Annotated in this window: 18 protein-coding genes; 11 read left to right on the forward strand and 7 right to left on the reverse strand. The window is 72.1% G+C overall.

Going from position 1 to position 18,879, the window contains the following annotated elements:
- Positions 1–75 precede the first annotated feature (75 nt).
- Both AC5WS8_RS26260 and AC5WS8_RS26265 read right to left on the reverse strand, forming a co-directional pair.
- Positions 76–1,086: a 2-hydroxyacid dehydrogenase gene (locus tag AC5WS8_RS26260; protein WP_496105931.1), complete on the reverse strand. Its 1,011-nt coding sequence runs from the start codon at positions 1,084–1,086 to the stop codon at positions 76–78.
- Complete coding sequence (locus AC5WS8_RS26265) at positions 1,083–2,252, reverse strand: alpha-hydroxy-acid oxidizing protein (RefSeq protein ID WP_496105932.1); 1,170 nt, start codon at positions 2,250–2,252, stop codon at positions 1,083–1,085. The genes AC5WS8_RS26260 and AC5WS8_RS26265 overlap by 4 nt, the downstream gene beginning before the upstream one ends.
- 127 nt (positions 2,253–2,379) lie before the next feature.
- Here AC5WS8_RS26265 and AC5WS8_RS26270 point away from each other — a divergent pair, with 127 nt between their 5' ends.
- Positions 2,380–3,549: a PucR family transcriptional regulator gene (locus AC5WS8_RS26270; RefSeq protein ID WP_496105933.1), complete on the forward strand. Its 1,170-nt coding sequence runs from the start codon at positions 2,380–2,382 to the stop codon at positions 3,547–3,549.
- 6 nt (positions 3,550–3,555) lie between these two features.
- On the opposite strand, the gene AC5WS8_RS26275 is transcribed toward AC5WS8_RS26270, so the two are convergent.
- Positions 3,556–4,233 (reverse strand): cyclase family protein, encoded by a 678-nt coding sequence (locus AC5WS8_RS26275; RefSeq protein ID WP_496105934.1) that lies wholly within the window; start codon positions 4,231–4,233, stop codon positions 3,556–3,558.
- A gap of 325 nt (positions 4,234–4,558) precedes the next feature.
- On the opposite strand from AC5WS8_RS26275, the gene AC5WS8_RS26280 reads away from it, so the two are divergent.
- Positions 4,559–4,900 carry a MerR family transcriptional regulator gene (locus tag AC5WS8_RS26280; RefSeq protein WP_496105935.1) on the forward strand — a complete coding sequence of 114 codons (342 nt, stop codon included), beginning with the start codon at positions 4,559–4,561 and terminating at the stop codon, positions 4,898–4,900.
- Between the two features lie 17 nt (positions 4,901–4,917).
- On the opposite strand, the gene AC5WS8_RS26285 is transcribed toward AC5WS8_RS26280, so the two are convergent.
- A complete protein-coding gene (locus AC5WS8_RS26285; RefSeq protein ID WP_496105936.1) occupies positions 4,918–5,148 on the reverse strand; it encodes a hypothetical protein in 231 nt (76 codons plus the stop codon).
- A gap of 554 nt (positions 5,149–5,702) precedes the next feature.
- On the opposite strand from AC5WS8_RS26285, the gene AC5WS8_RS26290 reads away from it, so the two are divergent.
- The 4 genes from AC5WS8_RS26290 (at position 5,703) to AC5WS8_RS26305 (ending at position 9,293) form a co-directional block, all read left to right on the forward strand.
- A complete protein-coding gene (locus AC5WS8_RS26290; RefSeq protein WP_496106027.1) occupies positions 5,703–6,053 on the forward strand; it encodes a J domain-containing protein in 351 nt (116 codons plus the stop codon).
- A gap of 38 nt (positions 6,054–6,091) precedes the next feature.
- Positions 6,092–7,954, forward strand: coding sequence for a molecular chaperone DnaK (gene dnaK, locus AC5WS8_RS26295; protein ID WP_496105937.1), 1,863 nt, complete (start codon positions 6,092–6,094; stop codon positions 7,952–7,954).
- Between the two features lie 2 nt (positions 7,955–7,956).
- Positions 7,957–8,481, forward strand: coding sequence for a nucleotide exchange factor GrpE (grpE, locus tag AC5WS8_RS26300; protein WP_496105938.1), 525 nt, complete (start codon positions 7,957–7,959; stop codon positions 8,479–8,481).
- Between the two features lie 377 nt (positions 8,482–8,858).
- A complete protein-coding gene (locus tag AC5WS8_RS26305) occupies positions 8,859–9,293 on the forward strand; it encodes a protease inhibitor (RefSeq protein ID WP_496105939.1) in 435 nt (144 codons plus the stop codon).
- A 139-nt stretch (positions 9,294–9,432) separates the two neighbouring features.
- Here the strand turns inward: AC5WS8_RS26305 and AC5WS8_RS26310 are convergent, their stop codons facing one another.
- Together AC5WS8_RS26310 and AC5WS8_RS26315 are read right to left on the reverse strand one after the other, a co-directional pair.
- A complete protein-coding gene (locus AC5WS8_RS26310; protein WP_496105940.1) occupies positions 9,433–9,621 on the reverse strand; it encodes a hypothetical protein in 189 nt (62 codons plus the stop codon).
- On the reverse strand, positions 9,618–11,930 hold the full coding sequence (locus tag AC5WS8_RS26315; protein ID WP_496105941.1) for a beta-xylosidase/alpha-l-arabinosidase: 2,313 nt from the start codon (positions 11,928–11,930) through the stop codon (positions 9,618–9,620). Before AC5WS8_RS26315 ends, AC5WS8_RS26310 begins: the two co-directional genes overlap by 4 nt.
- A 284-nt stretch (positions 11,931–12,214) precedes the next feature.
- Between AC5WS8_RS26315 and AC5WS8_RS26320 the strand changes: the two genes are divergently transcribed.
- From AC5WS8_RS26320 to AC5WS8_RS26335, 4 genes are all read left to right on the forward strand, one after another.
- The gene (locus AC5WS8_RS26320; protein WP_496105942.1) at positions 12,215–13,507 is read left to right on the forward strand and encodes an extracellular solute-binding protein; all 1,293 of its coding nucleotides are present in this window, start codon (positions 12,215–12,217) and stop codon (positions 13,505–13,507) included.
- 6 nt (positions 13,508–13,513) lie between these two features.
- Positions 13,514–14,512 carry a carbohydrate ABC transporter permease gene (locus AC5WS8_RS26325; protein ID WP_496105943.1) on the forward strand — a complete coding sequence of 333 codons (999 nt, stop codon included), beginning with the start codon at positions 13,514–13,516 and terminating at the stop codon, positions 14,510–14,512.
- Positions 14,513–14,616: 104 nt separating this feature from the next.
- Complete coding sequence (locus AC5WS8_RS26330; protein WP_496106028.1) at positions 14,617–15,381, forward strand: carbohydrate ABC transporter permease; 765 nt, start codon at positions 14,617–14,619, stop codon at positions 15,379–15,381.
- Between the two features lie 58 nt (positions 15,382–15,439).
- The gene (locus AC5WS8_RS26335; RefSeq protein ID WP_496105944.1) at positions 15,440–16,504 is read left to right on the forward strand and encodes an endo-1,4-beta-xylanase; all 1,065 of its coding nucleotides are present in this window, start codon (positions 15,440–15,442) and stop codon (positions 16,502–16,504) included.
- Positions 16,505–16,555: 51 nt separating this feature from the next.
- Here AC5WS8_RS26335 and AC5WS8_RS26340 read toward each other — a convergent pair whose 3' ends face one another.
- Positions 16,556–17,608, reverse strand: a complete 1,053-nt coding sequence (locus AC5WS8_RS26340; RefSeq protein WP_496105945.1) for a LacI family DNA-binding transcriptional regulator — start codon at positions 17,606–17,608, stop codon at positions 16,556–16,558.
- Positions 17,609–18,007: 399 nt separating this feature from the next.
- Here AC5WS8_RS26340 and AC5WS8_RS26345 point away from each other — a divergent pair, with 399 nt between their 5' ends.
- Positions 18,008–18,877, forward strand: coding sequence for a Cof-type HAD-IIB family hydrolase (locus AC5WS8_RS26345; RefSeq protein ID WP_496105946.1), 870 nt, complete (start codon positions 18,008–18,010; stop codon positions 18,875–18,877).
- The last annotated feature ends 2 nt before the right edge of the window (positions 18,878–18,879 follow it).

The raw sequence follows: 18,879 nt of genomic DNA on the forward strand, positions 1-18,879 counted from the left end.
GTCAAAACTTTCGAAGGAACCGCCCCGACGGGTCTCCACGCCCCACGCAGGGACCAGGTGCTGCGTCCATGACTGTCAGGTGACGATGTCCCGGGGCTCGTCGCCGGCCATGAAGTCCGCCGCGTTGCGGACCGCCGCCAGCGCGATCCGCACCAGCGTCTCCCGGGTCACACCGGCGACATGCGGGGACAGCACCACGTTCGGCGCTTTCAGCAGGCGGAGGGCGGGGGTGGGGGGTTCGGGGTCGAACACGTCGAGACCCGCCCCGGCCAGCGCACCGGTCTCCAACGCCTCCGCCAGCGCGTCCTGGTCGATCAGGGCGCCCCGCGCCGTGTTGATCACGAACGCGGTGGGCTTCAGCAGTGCGAGGCGCTCGGCGTTCAGCAGCTGTCGGGTCGCCTCGGTGAGCGGCGCGTGCAGCGTCACGTAGTCGGAGGTGCGCAGCAACGCGTCGAGGTCCATGTACCGGGCCCCGAGCCGGGCCTCGGTCTCCGCGTCCACCGGCTCCGGGCCCGCGTACACGATCCTCATGTCGAAGGCGGTCGCCCGACGCGCCACCTCCCGGCCGATGTGGCCGAGCCCGATGATGCCGAGGGTCTTGCCGGACAGTTCCGTGATCGACTGCTGCAGCCGTGGCAGCGCCCAGTCGGCGTGGACGAGCGCGGTGTGCGCGGGCACCAGCTGCTTGGCCAGGGCGAGCATGAGCGCGAAGGTCTGCTCGGCCACGTTCTGCTTCTCGGCGCCACTGGAACCGATGGTGCATACCGGGATGTTCCGGGCGCGGGCCGCGTCCAGGTCGACGTAGTCGAAGCCGTGGCTGGCGCACTGGATCAGCTTCAACTCCGGTGCGGCGGCGATGTGTTCGGCGGTGACGGGACCGAGTCCGGTGACGATGACGTGCGCCGCGCGCAGCGCCGCCGGGTCCTCGTCGGTCCCCTCCACCACGCTCACCCGGGCGTCGCCGGGGAAGACGGTGGCGAGCGCGGCGCCTGCCCGGCGCCCGCCCACGTGCGGCGAGACGACGGCCAGGACGTTCCTGGCCCGGGTGGTGCCGGTGGTGCCGGTCGTGTCGGTCGTGTCGGTCATGCGGTTTCCTCGATCAGGTCGGCGGGGGAGAGCGTGGCGGGGCGGGAGTGCCCGGACAGGGCGAGGGTGAGGTCGAACTCGGCGAGCAGACAGCGAATCACGTGCTCGACGCCCGCCTGGCCGTCGAGCCCGAGACCATAGGCGTACGGCCGCCCCACGAGCACCGCCCGCGCGCCCAGCGCGAGCGCCTTGAACACGTCGTCGCCGGTGCGGATCCCACTGTCGAACAGCACGGTCAACCGGTCCCCGGCCGCCTCCACCACCCGTGGCAGCGCGTCCGCGGCGGCCACGGCCCCGGCCACCTGCCGGCCGCCGTGGTTGGAGACCACGACCCCGTCCATCCCGGCGTCGGCGGCCGCGCGGGCGTCGTCGGGGTGCAGGACGCCCTTCAGGACGATCGGCCCGCCCCAGTTCTCCCGCAGGAACGCCAGATCCGGCCAGGTCTTGCCGGGGTCCGCGAACATGCTCACGAAGTGCAGCACGGCGGCGTGGGGGTCCTCGTGCACCGGCTTGGCCAGACCCGCCTGGAAGGCGGGGTCGGTGAAGTGGTTGGCGGTCCCCACCCCGCGCAGGAACGGCAGATACGCCTGGTCGAGGTCGCGGGGCCGCCAGGCCAGCAGCGGCGTGTCCAGCGTGACGAACAGCGCCGTGAACCCGGCCGCCTCGGCCCGGCCGAGGAAGCTCCGGGTGACCTCGCGGTCCTTGGCCCAGTACAGCTGGAACCAGCGCTCACCGTCGCCCGACGCCTCGGCGACCTGCTCCATCGGCGTGCTGGACGCCGAGGAGAGGATGTACGGCACGCCCTGCGCCGCCGCGGCCCGCGCGGCCGCCGGCTCGGCGTCCGGATGCATGATCGACAGCACGCCGATCGGTGCCAGGGCCAGCGGTGCGGGCAGCGGGCGCCCCAACACCTCGACGGACAGGTCGCGTTCGTGCACGTCCCGCAGCATGCGCGGTACGATCCGGCGCCGCTCGAGCGCGGCCCGGTTCGCCCGGGCGGTGCTGCCGGTCCCCGCGCTGCCCGCCACATAACCGACCGGGCCGGGACCGAGCCGCCGCTCGGTCAGCTCCTCCAGCCGGCTCAGGTCGGTGGGCAGCCGAGGTACGGCGCCCGTCATGCCGTTCAGATAGATCTCGTACTGGAAGTCCGCCCAGTGCTTCGCCATCCTTCACGTCCCGCCTCTCGTCCCTGAAGACCGCGCTGCCGGCCACGCCGTACGCCGACGATCCTGGCGACCGTGACAAGGCCCGTCCACCGATGTGCGCACATCGCACGGCTGGGATCATCACCCTGTGACAAACGAGCTCCTCGAGGCCCGCGTCCGCGTCGGGGCCGAGATCACCGCCGACCCACGGGTCGTGGAGACGGTCGTCGCCGCGGTCCACACGACGGTGCCGGCGTACGCGGCGCTCGACGACAGCCGACTGCCGGAAGTGCGGGCCATCGCGGCCTGGGGCGTGGACCGGCTGCTGCACCTGTGGGCCACCGACGGCACCCTGGGCCCGGCCGATCTGCGCCGCTTCCGCGGCATCGCCGCGGCCCGCGCGGCCGACGGACGGCCCGTGCAGGCCGTACTGCGCGCCTACCGGGTGGCCGCCACCGTCCTCACCGACGAGGTCGCCGCCCGTTCCCGCGCCCTCACGGCGGCGGACGGTCTCGCACTGGCCCGGGTCCTGCTGACGGCCCTGGACACCCTCTCGGAGGAGATGGCCACGGCGTACGCGGCGACCACCGAGGACCTGGCCGGGGACCGGGACCGCGCGCTGCGCCTGCTGCTCGACGACCTGATCGCCGGCCGGCACGCCTCGGTGGGCGCGCTGACGGACCGCTCGGCCCGGCTGGGCGTCCAACTCCCCGACCCCTACTGCCTGCTGGTGGCCGAGCCCGCGACCGGGGGTGGCCCCGACATGTCGTACGAGGCCGCCGCCGGACTTCTCGACGCGCTCGGTGACGGCGCCGGGGCGCTGTCGACGGTGCGCGGCTCCCGCGCCGTCCTGCTGTTGCCCGCCACGGCCACGGGCCGGGCACCGGCCCTCCTGGAGGCGCGGGCGTGGCGGGGCTGCGCGATCACGGGTGAGGGTCCGGACCGGGTCGCCGCCGCCCACCGGCTGGCGGCCGACGCCCTCGACACGGCCCCCGCCCACGCCCACCGGCCGGGCCGCATCCTCGACGACGCCGACGCACACGTCCTGGCCCTGCTGGCCGGACACCCGGCGGCCACCCCGGACCACATCGCCCGTCTCGTCCTCGGCCCGCTCACCGATCCGGAACAGCGCCACCTGCTCCAGGCCCTGACGGCGTACATCGACGCGGGCTCGGCCACCGCCGCCGCCCGCGCCCTCCACCTGCACCCCCAGTCCCTGCGCTACCGCCTGCGCCGGGTGCACGCCCTGACGTCCCGCGACCCACGCGACCCCTGGCAGCGCCTGACCCTGGACATCGCCCGCACGCTCAGGCCCTGACCGGCGTCACGTCCTGGCCGCGGCACCCACACGGGCCACCGCCCTGACCGGTGCGCCGTCCGCGCCCGGCAGGCGCAGCGGGAACAGGAACACGTCCACCGGGCGGCCCGCCGCCTGCGCGGCGGCGACCCGGTCCAGGGCCGTCAGGTTCTCGGCGATCACGCCGCCCGCCCCGCACAGCACCCGGTGCGCGGGCAGGTCAGGATCACCGGTGGCGTCCACGCTCAGCGCGTCCACACCGACGGTGCGGACCCTCGCACCCACCACCGCCCCCATCGCCTCCGGCGTCAGCCAGGGATGGGCCAGGTAGGCGTCCGTGCCCCAGTACACCGACCAGCCCGTGGCCACCAGCAGGATCGCGCCCGGCCGCAGCCGCAGCAGGCTCAGTGCGGGTGCCAGCAGTTCGGGGGTGATCGGCGTCCGGGCCGGCAGGCCCCGTACGTCCGCCACCACCGCGGGTCCCGCGAACCGCTCCAGCGGCAGCGCGTCCAGCGCGGGCCACGCCGAGTCGACGTGGTACGGCGCGTCGACATGCGTCCCGGACTGCGAGCCCAGGTGCAGCGCCAGCACGTTGACCCCGTCCGTGGCCACCCGCAGCGCCCGCTCCACCTCGACCCGCGGATCACCGGGATGCACGGGCATCCCGGTGACCAGGGGCACCGACAGGTCGAGCCAGGACTCCATCAGCCGCCCCCGGCCGCGCGTGCCGGAGCGCGGTCGACCGCGTCCGGGTCGTACCAGGTGCGCCGGGCGCACGGGCCGAGCAGCATCACGACCCTCCGGGGAGTGGGACAGGTGCGATCATCGTGGCAAAGGTGGAGATCGACTGCACCGGGTTGAGCCGAAACGGCCGATGGAGAGGAACGCGATCGGCACCGTGCTCCCCGGCGTCGCCTGCACCCCGCGTGAGCACGGGCCACGCGTCCGTGGCCTTCCACCCTGTTCTGGGGCCGGAAGGAAATCTGTAACCTGAAGCGGAGGTCTGGTCCGTCGGACCGAGGAGTCGAGGATGGCCCTCTCCATCGACGATGCCGATGCCGCGCTGTACACCATCGGCCAGGTAGCCGAGATGCTGGGCGTCCAGCCCGCCTTCCTGCGGCGCCTGGACGCCCACGGCATCGTGGTCCCGGCCCGCTCCGCGGGTGGCCGGCGCCGCTACTCCCGGCGGGAGATCGACCGGGTCGCCGACGTGATGGACCTGGTCGCGGAAGGGGTGACGCTCGCCGGGGTACGGCGCGTCCTGATGCTGCGCGAGCGAGTGGGGGTCCTGGAGGAGGACCTGGCCGCCGCCCGGGCGGCCGCGACCACGCCGCCCGAGGCGCGGAGCGGGGCGGACGGTCAACGGGACTAGCCGGCGCCCGGGAGCGGTCAACGCGACCAGTGCCCGGGAGCCGCCTCCGGCTGGGGGTGGGCGTCGGCCGGCAGCAGCGGCGCGTCGTGCCGCTCCGGGCGGTGGCTGCCGTCGTCGGGCACCGGGCTGCGCGGGGCCCCGGAGCCGCCCGGCAGCGGTACCGGGCGGCATGCGACCGGAGGGCCGACCCGGCGGCGGCCGCAGTGGAGGCACGGCGGCGCACCCTCCAGCGTGTACGGGGAGGGCACGGGAGTGTCGTCGCGGTAGGAGTACTCCCACTCGTCCCCCTGGCGTCCGTGGACCGCTGGACGTCGTAGTCGACGCTCCAGCGGTGCCAGCAGGAGCCACGGGTGAACTCGACACGTTCCACGGCCAGTTCGGTGATCACACGCACCACCCCCGGTCGGTCGGGAGCGGGTGGACGTCCTGGACGGTGGCCGCGGGACACCGCGTGCCCGCGGTCGCCCGCCGCGCCCGGTGTCCGTCACGCGGTGACGGCGCGGCGGGACGCCCGGTCCGGACGGTCAGGACCTGGCGCTCCACGTTCACGTCGATGGGCTCCGGATCGACGCCCGGCACCTCGAAGCGGACGATGAAAGAGCCCTGCCCCGGCAGCGGGCCCACCCGTCCGGGCTCCGGGAGCCCGGAGTGTTTACGGACACTCCCATACCGCGGCCGGCCAGTCTTGACAAGAGTAGACTCAAGTTTTATCCAGACCAGTGAGGAAGTGCAGGTGCGAACGCGCAGCCCGGAGGGGCAGCCGCCGGGCCGCTCGCGGTCGGCGAGGAGGTGGACGGTGGAGATGCGCAGGGCCACCGGTGCCGCGCCGGACCCCTATGAAGTCCTCGAGGTGGACCCCTCGGCCTCGGCCGAGCGGATCACCTCCGCGTACCGGCGCCTGGTGCGCCGGCTGCACCCCGACACCCGGTCGGAGGAGGCGGCCGAGGAGGCGCTCGCGCGGGTGCTCGCCGCCTACGAGACGCTCCGCGACCCCGCCGCACGCGCGGCCGTCGACCGCCGGCGGCGGGCCCCCACCGCCGCGCCCACCCCGGTGCGCCGTGACCAGGCGGTCATGACGACCGGCACGGTGTGGAGCCCGGTGTGCGCACCCCTGCTGCGCGCGGGCCCGGTCCGGGTGGAACGGACCCTCTGACCCGCTGGAGGAAGACGGACGACGAGGAGGGAAGCCCCATGGCACGTCCGGTCGGTATCGACCTCGGTACCACGAACTCGGTGGTCTCGGTCCTCGAGGGCGGCGAGCCCACCGTCATCACCAACACCGAGGGCGCCCGGACCACGCCGTCGGTCGTGGCCTTCGCCAAGAACGGCGAGGTGCTGGTCGGCGAGGTGGCCAAGCGGCAGGCGGTGACCAACGTCGAGCGCACCGCGCGCTCCGTCAAGCGCCACATGGGCGACTCCGGCTGGCGCTTCCCGGAGAGCGGCACCATCGACGGCAAGCAGTACCGGGCCCAGGAGATCTCCGCGCGCGTGCTGCAGAAGCTGAAGCGGGACGCGGAGGCCTACCTCGGTGAGGACGTCACCGACGCGGTGATCACCGTGCCCGCGTACTTCGACGACACCCAGCGGCAGGCCACCAAGGAGGCCGGGGAGATCGCGGGTCTGAACGTCCTGCGGATCATCAACGAGCCGACGGCGGCCGCGCTGGCGTACGGACTCGACAAGGAGAACGACCAGACGGTCCTCGTCTTCGACCTCGGCGGCGGCACCTTCGACGTGTCACTGCTGGAGATGGGCGAGGGCGTGATCGAGGTGAAGGCCACCAACGGCGACACCCACCTGGGCGGCGACGACTGGGACCAGCGGATCGTCGACCATCTGGCCAAGCAGTTCAAGAACGCCTACGGCGTCGACCTGTCCAAGGACAAGATGGCGGTTCAGCGGCTGCGGGAGGCAGCGGAGAAGGCGAAGATCGAGCTGTCGAGTTCGTCGGAGACGACGATCAACCTGCCCTACATCACGGCCTCTTCGGAAGGCCCGCTGCACCTGGACGAGAAACTGACGCGCGCCCAGCTCCAGCAGTTGACGGCTGATCTCCTGGAGCGCTGCAAGGGGCCGTTCCACCAGGCGATCAAGGACGCCGGAATCAGGCTGTCCGACATCGACCACGTGATCCTCGTGGGCGGTTCCACCCGGATGCCCGCGGTGACCGAGCTGGTGAAGGAGCTGACCGGCAGGGAGCCGCACAAGGGCGTCAACCCCGACGAGGTGGTGGCCGTCGGCGCCTCGCTCCAGGCCGGTGTGCTGAAGGGCGAGGTCAAGGACGTCCTGCTCCTGGACGTCACCCCGCTGTCCCTGGGCATCGAGACCAAGGGCGGCATCATGACGAAGCTGATCGAGCGCAACACCACGATCCCGACGAAGCGTTCGGAGATCTTCACCACGGCGGAGGACAACCAGCCGTCCGTGCAGATCCAGGTCTTCCAGGGCGAGCGTGAGATCGCGGCGTACAACAAGAAGCTCGGCATGTTCGAGCTGACCGGTCTGCCGCCGGCGCCGCGCGGGGTGCCGCAGATCGAGGTCTCCTTCGACATCGACGCCAACGGCATCATGCACGTCACGGCGAAGGACCTCGGCACCGGCAAGGAGCAGAAGATGACCGTGACCGGCGGCTCCGCCCTGCCGAAGGACGCCATCGACCGCATGGTCCGCGAGGCCGAGCAGCACGCCGAGGAGGACCGCAAGCGGCGTGAGGCCGCCGAGACCCGCAACCAGGGCGAGCAGCTCGTCTACCAGACGGAGAAGCTCATCGCCGACAACGCGGACAGGATCCCCGCCGACGCGAGGAGCGAGACCGAGAGTGCCCTCGCGGAACTGAAGGAGCAGCTCAAGGGCGAGAACACCGCCGCGATCCGGCAGGCCGTCGACAAGGCCGCCGCCGCGGCCCAGAAGATCGGCAGCGCCATGTACGACAAGGCGCGCGCAGAGGGCGGCGCGACCTCGGAGCAGGGTGCGGCGGGCAGTGGTGCCAAGGCCGACGAGGAGGTCGTGGACGCCGAGATCGTGGATGACGACGACACGTCACAGGCGGGCTGACCATGGACCGGAGCCGCACGCAGAGCACGGAGCTGCGACGTCTGCTCGACGAGCGCACCGCCGACCTGCAGCGGGTGAAGGCCGAGTACGACAACTACCGCAAGCAGGTGCGGCGCGACCGCCTGGCGGTGCGCGAGATCGCCGCCGAGAACGTCCTGCGGGCACTGCTGCCCGTGCTGGACGCGGTCGAGGCCGCCCGCAGACAGGAGGCGATGACGCCCGGCCTCCAAGCCGTCGCGGAGGTCTTCAGGACCCAGTTGGGCTCGCTGGGCCTGCTGGCGTTCGGGGAGGAGGGCGAACCCTTCGACCCCGAGTGGCACGAGGCGGTCACGCATGTGGTCGCCCCGCACACCGACCGCCTCGTCTGCACTCAGATCCTGACCCCCGGATACCGGGTCGGCGACCGCCTGCTGCGCCCGGCCCGCGTGACGGTCACGGGACCGCCTCCGTCCGGCGCGACCCGGGCCGACGGGGCGACCGCGGGGGAGCGGACCGGCACCGAACGGGGCGGCCCGGCCGCGGGGTGACGCGGGAGTGCGTGGGGGAGAAACGGGCCTGCCCGGGCGGACTCGACGTCCTCTCCCCTCGGACGGAGGGAAGACAGCGTTTGCTGGAGTCGCTAAGCGGAATGTTTCAGGCCGATTGCCGAGGCGGGGGAATCCGGCCATCCGACCGATTCCGGCGACCCTCAACCGCTCAGTTGCAGGTCCCGAGTGTTCGATTTCCGTGACATCAGGCCACTGCTTCAATACTAAAAGTTACTGAAATGTGAGGGGTCGATGTGAGTTTCGTGTCCGGACTCGGCAGACTCGCGCACGCCGAACCGGCACCCGACCGGACGGCTCCGGCACACGCTCCGTCGGAGCTGTGCCGGCGACCCGACCCGAGCGGAAGGATGCACACAATGCCGAACACCGCGCGCTGGGCAGCGACTCTCACCCTCACGGCCACCGCCGTCTGCGGCCCCCTCACGGGGTCCGCGCTCGCCGCCCCGGCCGCCGCCCCGGCGTCCCTCTACGCCCCGTCGGCCCTCGTGCTGACCGTGGGCCACGGCCAGAGGGCCGCCACCGCGACCCCCGAGCGCGCCGTAACCCTGAACTGCGCCCCGACCGCCTCCGGCAGCCATCCGGACGCCGTCGACGCCTGCGCGCAACTCCGCGCCGTCGACGGCGACTTCGACGCCCTGTCGTACCAGGAGGGCGTCATGTGCACCAAGCTGTACAACCCGGTCGTCGTGACCGTCCAGGGCGTGTGGCAGGGCAAACGCGTGGACTACCAGCGCACCTTCCCCAACGAGTGCGTGAAGGACACGTACGGGAACCCCGTGTTCGCCTTCTGAGACCGGGGATCGCGCGGACTGACGCGAGCATGGATCCAAGGCTCGTGACTGGGGAGTGCGAGCCCTGTCGCGGCAATGCCACGCGATCCCCTGCCGGGGGCCGGCCGGACAGAGTGGGGCTGCCGGCCGGCCCCCGGAATCACTCGGCCGTGAGGGCCCAGTGCCCCACCTTCCGGTGGGCGGAGTCGTATACGGCCGACTCGTCTCCGGGCTTCATCTCGTAGTGCTTCAGGTGCCCGCCCCGGTACCGCGGGATCCGCCCCAGCTCCTCGGCCGCGTTCCCGTCCCAGCCGATGACGCCCAAGTCGACCTCGAGGACGAACTTCACGCGGGAGCCTCCCTTTTCACGGCGACGATGTGGCTCGTACCGTCGTGGCTGAAAGGGTCGGCACGGCTCGGCTGTTTCACGCTCACCTCGCACCCGAACCTGCGGTCGTGCCCCACCACCCGCTTCCCGCCCGTCAGCGTCAACCCGACCGTGTGGCGGATGTCCGTGCTGGACGCCGCCAGATCGACGAAGAGGGGGCCCGGCTCGAGGATCCGGGAGCCGTCGGGGCCCGGGTACGCCGCCACGTCGGCCGGGACCGTGATGTGGACCACCGAGGACTCCTGCGGCCGCAGCGGCACCCGCGCGTAGCCGATCAGCCGTGTCACCGGACGCGCCACCCTGGCCACGGGAGCGCGGAGATAGATCTGCACGACCTCCGTGCCCGCCCGGTCCCCGGTGTTGCGGACCGTGAGGCGCAGCGACGTCTCGCCGTCCGTGGCCGGAGCCGGGTCGTCGACCTGCGGCGCCTCCCAGTCGAACCGCGTGTACGACAGCCCGTGCCCGAACGGGAACAACGGCGTCGGGTCGATGGAGCTCGCCCCACTCGCCCGTCCCAGCGGCGGGGTGAGATACGTCCACGGCTGCCCGCCAGGGTCCCGCGGCACGCTCACCGGCAGCCGCCCGGAGGGGTTGACCCGGCCGGACAGTACCCCCGCGACGGCCCGGCCGCCCTCCTGGCCGGGGAAGAACGCCTGCACCACGGCGGCCGGCCGGCCGGCCCAGCGGCCCAGCGCATAGGGACGTCCCGTCAGCAGGAGCAGGACCACCGGAGTCCCGGCAGCCAGCAGTGTGTCCAGCAACGCGGCCTGGTCGTCCGGCAGTTGCAGATCCGGCGCGTCGCAGCCCTCACCGGAGGTACCGCGCCCGAACAGTCCCGAGCGGTCCCCGAGCACCGCGACGCACAGATCCGCCCCCGCCGGGTCGTCGACGAGCCGGGTGCCCGGGAACTCGGCCGCCAGCGCCTCCCGTACGGTCGGCACCGGCACCCCCATCGGCACGTCCGGGTGGTCCACGCCGACGTGACGCGGGAAGGCGTAGCAGCCCATCATCCCGGCAGGGTCGTCGGCGAGCGGACCCACCACGGCGATCCGTCCCCCGTCAGTGAGCGGCAGCACGCCGCCCGCGTTCGCGAGCAGCACCACCGACTCCTCGGCGACCCGCGCCGCCAACTCCCGCAGCCGCGGCGGGTCCAGGTCGAGCTCGGGTGGCGGCTGCGGCTCCCAGTCCGGGTCCAGCAGCCCGAGTTCGCACTTCTGGGTGAGCACCCGCAGCACGGCCCGGTCCACCGCCGGTTCGGACGCCTCGCCGGACCGGAGCGCCTCGAGCAGAGGGGCGCCGAAGCAGCGTACGGCGGGCAGTTCCACGTCGACGCCCGCGGACAGGGCCAGCGCGGCGGCCCCGCTCGCGGTGTCCGCCACACGGTGGGCGGATTCGAGGAAGGACACCGCGAAGTAGTCGGAGACGACCGTGCCCTCGAACCCCCACGCCTCCCGCAGCAGTTCGGTCAGCAACGGGGCGTGGGCGTGGGCGGGCAGTCCGTCCAGGTCGTTGTAGGCGGGCATCACCGACCGTGCCCCGCCGTCGCGCACCGCCATCTCGAACGGCGGAAGGATCACGTCGGCGAGCTCCCGCGGACCGATCGACACGGGCGCGTGGTTGCGGGCCCCGCGCGAGGCGGAGTAGCCCGCGAAGTGCTTCAGCGTGGCGATGACCCCGGCCGACTGCAGGCCGCGCACATAGGCCGTGCCGATGGTTCCCACCAGGTACGGGTCCTCGCCGATCGACTCCTCGGTGCGGCCCCAGCGGGGATCGCGCACCACGTCGAGCACGGGCGCGAGCCCCTGGTGGATGCCGCCCTCGCGCATGCCGTCGCCGATGCCGGCCGCCATCTCCGCTATGAGCGCCGGGTCGAAGGACGCGCCCCATGCCAGCGGCGTGGGGAAAACGGTGGCGCGCCAGGCGGTGAACCCGGTCAGGCACTCCTCGTGTGCCAGGGCGGGGATACCGAAGCGGTTCGCCGCCGTGACCCTGCGCTGGAAGTCCGCCAGGCGCGCGGCCCCCTCGGCCGGGTCCACCGGAGCGGTGCCGAACGGGCGGGTCAGCTGGCCGAGTCCATGGAGGAGCAGGGCGTCGAGGTCGACGTCCTCGGACACCTCGTGCTGGAGCGGCGCCACATCCTCGCCGCCGGCCAGGGAACCGGGCCAGACGCCGTACAGCTGGGCGAGTCTCTCCTCCAGGGTCATCCGGGCCAGCAGATCGGCCGCGCGTACGGGGGCGGGCAGCGTCGTGTCCTGCCAGGGCTGGACCATGGAACTCCTTGATCCCAGGGGGCTTCCGGAATCCTCCGAAAATTCTCGGGCGGATGTGCTCGGAAGGTACGGGGCGGTCCTGAGGCTGTCAACGCCCCTGGAAGCGCTTCCGATCGGCCGAGAATTCGCGGTGCACAGGGGGTTGCCTCGTTTCGGGCACTGTCTCTAGGGTGCGGCAGCAGTTCCATTTCCGGATGGTTTCGGAAACTTTTCAGGCTGCTGTGGCCACCTCATCCTCATCGGACGGATGTGGACGCTCCGTCCCGACCCCCAAGGAGCTCATGATGGGCGACCCGGCACTGTCCCGCCGCGGCTTCCTGGCCGCCTCAGCCGCCGGTCTCGGCATGACGGCACTCGGCGCCTGCGGAGGCGGCGGCTCGGACGGAGGGTCGTCGGGGACGACCACGATCGAGTGGTGGAACATCACCACCACGGACCCCGCGAAGGGCGTCTGGGCCTCCCTCGCCCGGCAGTTCGAGGCGCAGAACCCCAAGGTGAAGGTCAAGATCGTCGCGCTGGAGAACGAGGCGTACAAGTCCAAGATGACCGCGCTGACCGCCTCCGGGAAGCTGCCGGACATCTTTCACACCTGGGGCGGCGGCGTCCTCGAGCAGCAGGTCGACGCCGGGCTCGTCGAGGACCTCACCGACAGCACCAAGGCGTGGAGCGGCTCGCTGCTGTCGGTCGCGCGGCAGCCGTACCTCGTCGACGACAAGGCCTACGGCATCCCGTTCGACATGGGCATGGTCGGCTTCTGGTACAACAAGGCCCTGTTCGAGCGGGCCGGCGTCAGTGCGCCGCCGACCACCTGGAGCGCCTTCCTCGACGCCGTGCGCAAGCTGAAGTCCGCGGGCGTCACACCCATCGCCCTGGCGGGCAAGGAGAAGTGGCCGGGCATGTACTACTGGGCCTATCTGGCCATGCGCACCGCCGGCATCGACGCACTCCAGAAGGCCAGTGAGAGCAAGGACTTCACCGGAGCCGGGTTCGTGGAGGCCGGGCAGCACCTGCAGGACCTCGTTCGACTCCAGCCGTTCCAGAAGGGGTTCCTCGGCGCCGCCTACTCCACCCCCACCGGCCAGGCGGCGGCCGTCGGCAACGGCAAAGCGGCCATGGAGCTGATGGGCCAGTGGGCGCCCCAGACGGAGAAGAGCGAAGGCAGGGGCATCGGCAGCGATCTCGGCTTCTTCCCCTTCCCCGCGGTCGAGGGGGGCAAGGGCTCCCTCACCGAGGTGTTCGGCGGAGGCGGCGGCCACGCGGTGCGCAAGGGCGCCCCGCAGGCCGCGATCGACTTCCTGAAGTTCTTCGCCTCCGCCGCCACCGACCGCACCCTGGTCACCAGGACCGGTGTCATCCCCGTGGTCAGCGCGGCCGAGGACGCCCTGGCCGATCCCAACCTCAAGGCGGTGAACCAGCAGTTGAAGAGCGCCACCGGCTTCCAGCTCTACCTCGACCAGGCGTACGCGCCCGCCGTAGGCCAGGAGGTCAACGACAGCGTCGCCGCACTCATCGCCGGCTCCACGTCACCGGAGCAGGTCACGCAGTCGATCACCAAGACGGCGAAGGAAGAGCAGTAGCCGGCGATGACCTCCACCTTCCTCCCGGACAAGCGGTCCGGCCCCGGCGTCGTCGTCCCGCCCCCGGCTGCCGCCACGGCCCGCGGGCGGGCCCGGCGGCGCGCGCTGCACTGGCTCACCGCGGTGTCCTTCCAACTGCCCGCGCTCGCGCTGTTCGGCCTGCTGGTCCTGCTGCCGCTGCTGTTCGCCGTGTACGCCGCGTTCTTCCGCTGGGGCGGCTTCGGCACGCCTTCGGACTACACGGGTGTCGACAACTTCACGCGCCTCTTCCAGGACCCGGTGTTCCTCGGCGACCTGTGGCGCTGCCTGGTGCTCGTCGTCCTCTCCCTCGCACTGCAGCTGCCGTTCGCGCTCACCATGGCCGTGCTGCTCAACCAGCGGCTGCGCGGCCGGGCCGTCTACCGGATGCTGTTCTTCGCGCCCTATGTGCTGTCCGAGGCCATCACCGGTGTGCTGTTCAGCATGCTGTTCGCCCCGGACGACGGACTCGCCGACCACCTGCTGAGCGACATCGGCCTCGGCAGTCTCGGCGGGAAGTGGTTCTCCGACCCCTCCACCGTCATGGCGACCCTGTTCCTCGTCATGACGTGGAAGTACTTCGGGTTCCACATGATGCTGTACCTGGCCGGACTGCAGGCCGTCCCGGCCGAGTTGACCGAGGCGGCACTGATCGACGGCGCCGGGCCCTGGCAGCGGTTCCGCAGGGTCACCCTGCCGCTGCTCGCCCCCACCCTGCGCATCAGCGCCTTCCTGTCGGTCATCGGCTCGATCCAGCTCTTCGACCTGGTGTGGGTGGTCACCACGGGTGGCCCCGACCACCACTCGGAGACCATGGCCGTGACCATGTTCCAGTACGGCTTCAAGCGCTACCAGGTCGGCTACGCCAGCGCGGTCAGCGTGGTCATGTTCGGCCTCAGCCTGGTCTTCGCCCTCGCCTACCAGCGGTTCGTCCTGCGCCGCGACCTGGAAGGAGCCACCACCACGATGCGAGGAGGCGGCGCATGACGCTCACCAGGACCGACCGTTCCGGCACCCGGCCACCGCGCGAGGGCGCCACCCGGACGCGCACCCTGCCGGTGCACGCCGTGCTGGTCGTCGTCGGCGCGGTCATGGCCGTGCCCGTGGTGTACGCCCTGCTGTCCGGCTTCAAGTCCACCGATCAGCTCTCCCGCAACCCGATCGGGCCGCCCCACCCGTGGGTGACATCCAACTACACCGGCATCCTCGCCTCGGGCTCGTTCTGGCGGATGGTCGGCAGCAGCACGTTCATCGCGGTGGCGACGACCGTCGTGGTCGTCGCGGTCTCCGCGCTCGCCGCCTTCTCCTTCGCCCGGTTCGCCTTCCGGGGCCGGGAGGTGCTGTTCACACTGTTCACGGTGGGGCTGATGTTCCCCTTCGCGGTGGCGGTCCTGCCGCTCTTCCTGCTGCTGCGCTCGATGGACCTGCTGGACAACCCGCTCGGCGTGATCCTCCCGCAGGCCGCCTTCGGACTGCCGGTGACGATCGTCATCCTGCGCGGCTTCTTCCGGGAGATCCCCGGCGAACTGGAGGAGGCGGCCACCCTCGACGGCTGCGGCCCGTTCGGCTTCTTCTGGCGGGTGCTGCTGCCCATGGCGCGGCCCGCCCTCGGCACGGTCTCGGTGCTCGCCGTCGTCGGCAGCTGGAACAACTTCCTGCTGCCGCTGCTCGTCTTCAACGAACCGACGTGGTGGACCATCCCGGTCGGCGTCCAGCAGTTCCAGGGCCAGTACGCCTCGGACACGGCGCGCGTCTTCGCCTACCTCGTGCTGGCCATGGTCCCCGCTCTGGCCTTCTACGCGGTCGCCGAACGCCAACTCGTCGGCGGCCTCGCCACGGGCGCCACCAAGGGATGACCGGCTCTCCCCGCCGCCGTACGGCTCAAGCACACACCCGACTGTGAGGAGTCGCACCATGCGCACCGCCACCCCGTCCCGCACCCGACTCGGACTGGCCGGCGCCCTCGCCGCCCTCCTGATGGGTGCGGGGCTCGCCGCCGGCCCGGCGGCACAGGCGAAGGAAAAGCCGCCGACGCTGGCCGAACTCGCCCAGCGGCACGGCCGCTACTTCGGCAGCGCGACCGACGACCCCGAACTCACCGACGCCCCCTACACGGCCCTTCTCGGCAGCGAGTTCGACATGATCACCCCCGGCAACGGCATGAAGTGGTACGCCACCGAGCCGCAGCAGGGCGTCTTCGACTGGTCGAAGGGCGACGAGATCGTGAGGCTCGCCAGGAAGAACCACCAGCGGGTCCGCGCCCACACCCTGGTCTGGCACAGCCAGCTGCCCGACTGGCTCACCTCGCGCACATGGACGGCCGGCGAACTGCGCGCCGTGCTGAAGAAGCACATCACCACCGAGGTACGCCACTACCGCGGCGAGGTCTACTCCTGGGACGTCGTCAACGAGGCCTTCAACGAGGACGGCACCTACCGCGAGACCATCTGGTACAAGACCCTCGGCCCCGGCTACATCGCCGAGGCGCTGCGCTGGGCCCACCAGGCCGACCCGCACGCCAAGCTGTACCTGAACGACTACAACATCGAGGGCACCGGCCCGAAGAGCGACGCCTACCACCGACTCGCCCAGGACCTCAAGGCGCAGGGCGTCCCGTTGGACGGCATCGGCTTCCAGACGCATCTCGCCCTGCAGTACGGCTATCCCGCCACCCTGGAGGACAACCTGCGCCGCTTCTCGCGGCTCGGCCTCGACACCGCGCTCACCGAGGTCGACGTGCGCATGCAACTGCCCGCGACCGCCGAGAAGCTGACCGAGCAGGCGACCTGGTACAGCGACCTGACGAAGGCGTGCCTGGCGGTGCGGCGCTGCGTGGGCGTCACGGTGTGGGACTGGACCGACAAGTACTCGTGGATTCCGGCGGTCTTCCCGGGCGAGGGCGCCGCCCTGCCATGGGACGAGCAACTGCGCCCCAAGCCCGCGTACTTCGCGCTGCGGGAGGCACTGGGGGAGAAGTAGCGGCGTCCCGCGTCGCGGCCCGGCGGTGTCCGCACCGCCGGGCCACGAGTGTCAGCCCACCTTCCGCGGCGGCGCCGTACTCGCCCGCACCACCAGCTCCGTGCCCAGCTCCACGCGCGGCGAGTCCGGCTGTTCGTCGCGGGCCAGCCGCAGCACCGTGCGCACGGCCAGCTTGCCCATCTCCGCCAGCGGCTGGCGCACGGTGGTCAGCGGCGGAGCCGACCAGCGGACTTCCGGAAGGTCGTCGAAACCCACCACGCTCATGTCCTCCGGCACCCGCAGCCCGCGCCGCCGCAGCGCCTCGATCACGCCCAGGGCCATCTGGTCGCTCGCGGCGAAGATCGCGGTCGGCGGCTCCGGCAGGTCCAGCAGGGTGTTGCAGCCGGTGAAGCCGGACTCGTGGTAGAAGTCGCCGGGCACGACGAGGGACTCGTCCACGGCGATTCCGGCGCCCTCCAGCGCCGCCCGGTAGCCGTCCAGCCGGGCCCGCGAGCACAGCAGCCGGGGCGGCCCCGCCACCAGGCCGATCCGGCGGTGCCCGAGGCCCAGCAGGTGCTCGGTGGCCGCCATGCCGCCCGACCAGTTGGCCGCGCCGATGGTGGGCGCGTCCAGCGCGGGCGAGCCCGCGGGGTCGACGACCACGATCGGCACGCCGAGGATGCGCAGTTCCTCGTGCAGCACCGGCTCCAGCACCGAGGTCACCAGGATGACCCCGTCGGAGGCCCGGGCCCGCAGGTTCTGCATCCACTCCCGGGCGTCGCCGGAGCGTCCGTGGATCGCCGACACCACCGTGCCCGCCCCGGCGGCGTGGGCGACTTCCTCGACGCCCCGGATGATCTCCACGGCCCAGGGGCTGTCCAGGTCGTTGAAGACCAGGTCGAGCAGGGCGGCCCGGGCTCCGGCCGCCGAGGCCCGCTTGCGGTAGCCGTGCCGGCGCAGCAGGTCCTCGACCCGGGCGCGGGTCCCCGGGGCCACGTCGGAGCGGCCGTTGACGACTCGGGACACGGTGGGCACCGAGACCCCCGCCTGCCGGGCGATCTCCGTGATCGTGACCTTGCCGCGCTCCTCGTGCGCCTCCTCCGCGTCGCTCTCGTGCGCTGCCACGTGCCCCACCTCCGTTGCTCCGGTCCGCACCCTTGAAACTTTGCAGAAGTCTTCCGGAAGAACGGCGGCCATGGGAAGCCGTATGAGGGGGACGTCCTGCGCGCCCGAGCTTACGCAGCGCCCGTTCGGTATCCCGGCAGGGCCTGTCCTCCGGAGCAGCCCGGCTGCAAGGACGGGCCTCTCGGGCCCAGTCGAGCGGGGAGCGCGTGCCAGGGCCGGGACGCCGAGCCGGACCCGCAGGCCCCAGGTCGCCTCGGGCTGCCGGTCCCCGGGAGCACCCTCGATCACCTCGAAGAGGAGCGCCGACTACCATCGGGTGACGGACGAGGCAACGGAGCCGAGGACAGCAGACCCCGGCCGAGCGCACCCCCGTGCTCGGCCTCACACAGAAAGCAGGACATGTCCGCCACGCCCGCGTGCCTTCCCACCGCCCCCGAGCTGCCCAGCCATCCCGTCGACGTCCGGCTCGTCGTCACCGACATGGACGGCACGCTCCTCGACGGCAGCGGACGCGTCCCCGACGGACTCTGGCCCCTCCTCGCCGAGCTGCGCCGCCGCGGCGTGCTGTTCAGCCCCGCCAGCGGCCGCCAGTACGCCACGCTCGCCCGGCAGTTCGCCGCCGCGGACGACGGCATGGTGTTCGTCGCCGAGAACGGCACCTATGTCGTCCGTGACGGCGTGGAGCTCAGCTCCGACCCCCTCGAGTCCGCCGTGGCCGCCCGGGTCGTCGCCACCACGCGGCGGCTCGCAGCCGACGGCGTGGACGTCGGTGCGGTGCTGTGCGGAAAGAGGTCCGCCTACGTCGAGCGCACGGACGACGCCTTCATGGCCGAGGCGAGCCGGTACTACGCCCTGCTCCGGCCCGTCGACGACCTCACCACCGTGCGGGACGAGTTCCTGAAGGTGGCCCTCTTCGACTTCGGGCCCGTCGAGCGCACCACCGCCCCCGCCCTTCAGCCGCTCACGGCCACCCACCAGGTCGTCGTCTCGGGCGAGCACTGGGTCGACATCATGAACCGCACCGCCAACAAGGGCGCCGCCCTGCGCAGGCTCCAGCGCGACCTCGGGATCACACCCGCGCAGACCCTCGTGTTCGGCGACTACCTCAACGACCTGGAGATGCTCGACGTCGCCGAATGGTCCTTCGCCATGGCCAACGCCCACCCGGAGGTGATCCGCCGTGCCCGCCACCTCGCGCCCTCCAACACCGAGAACGGCGTGCTGCGCACCATCACCCGCCTGCTGCACCTGCCCCTGTCCACCCGCTGACC

The organism is Streptomyces sp. PTL18, assembly GCF_059510295.1.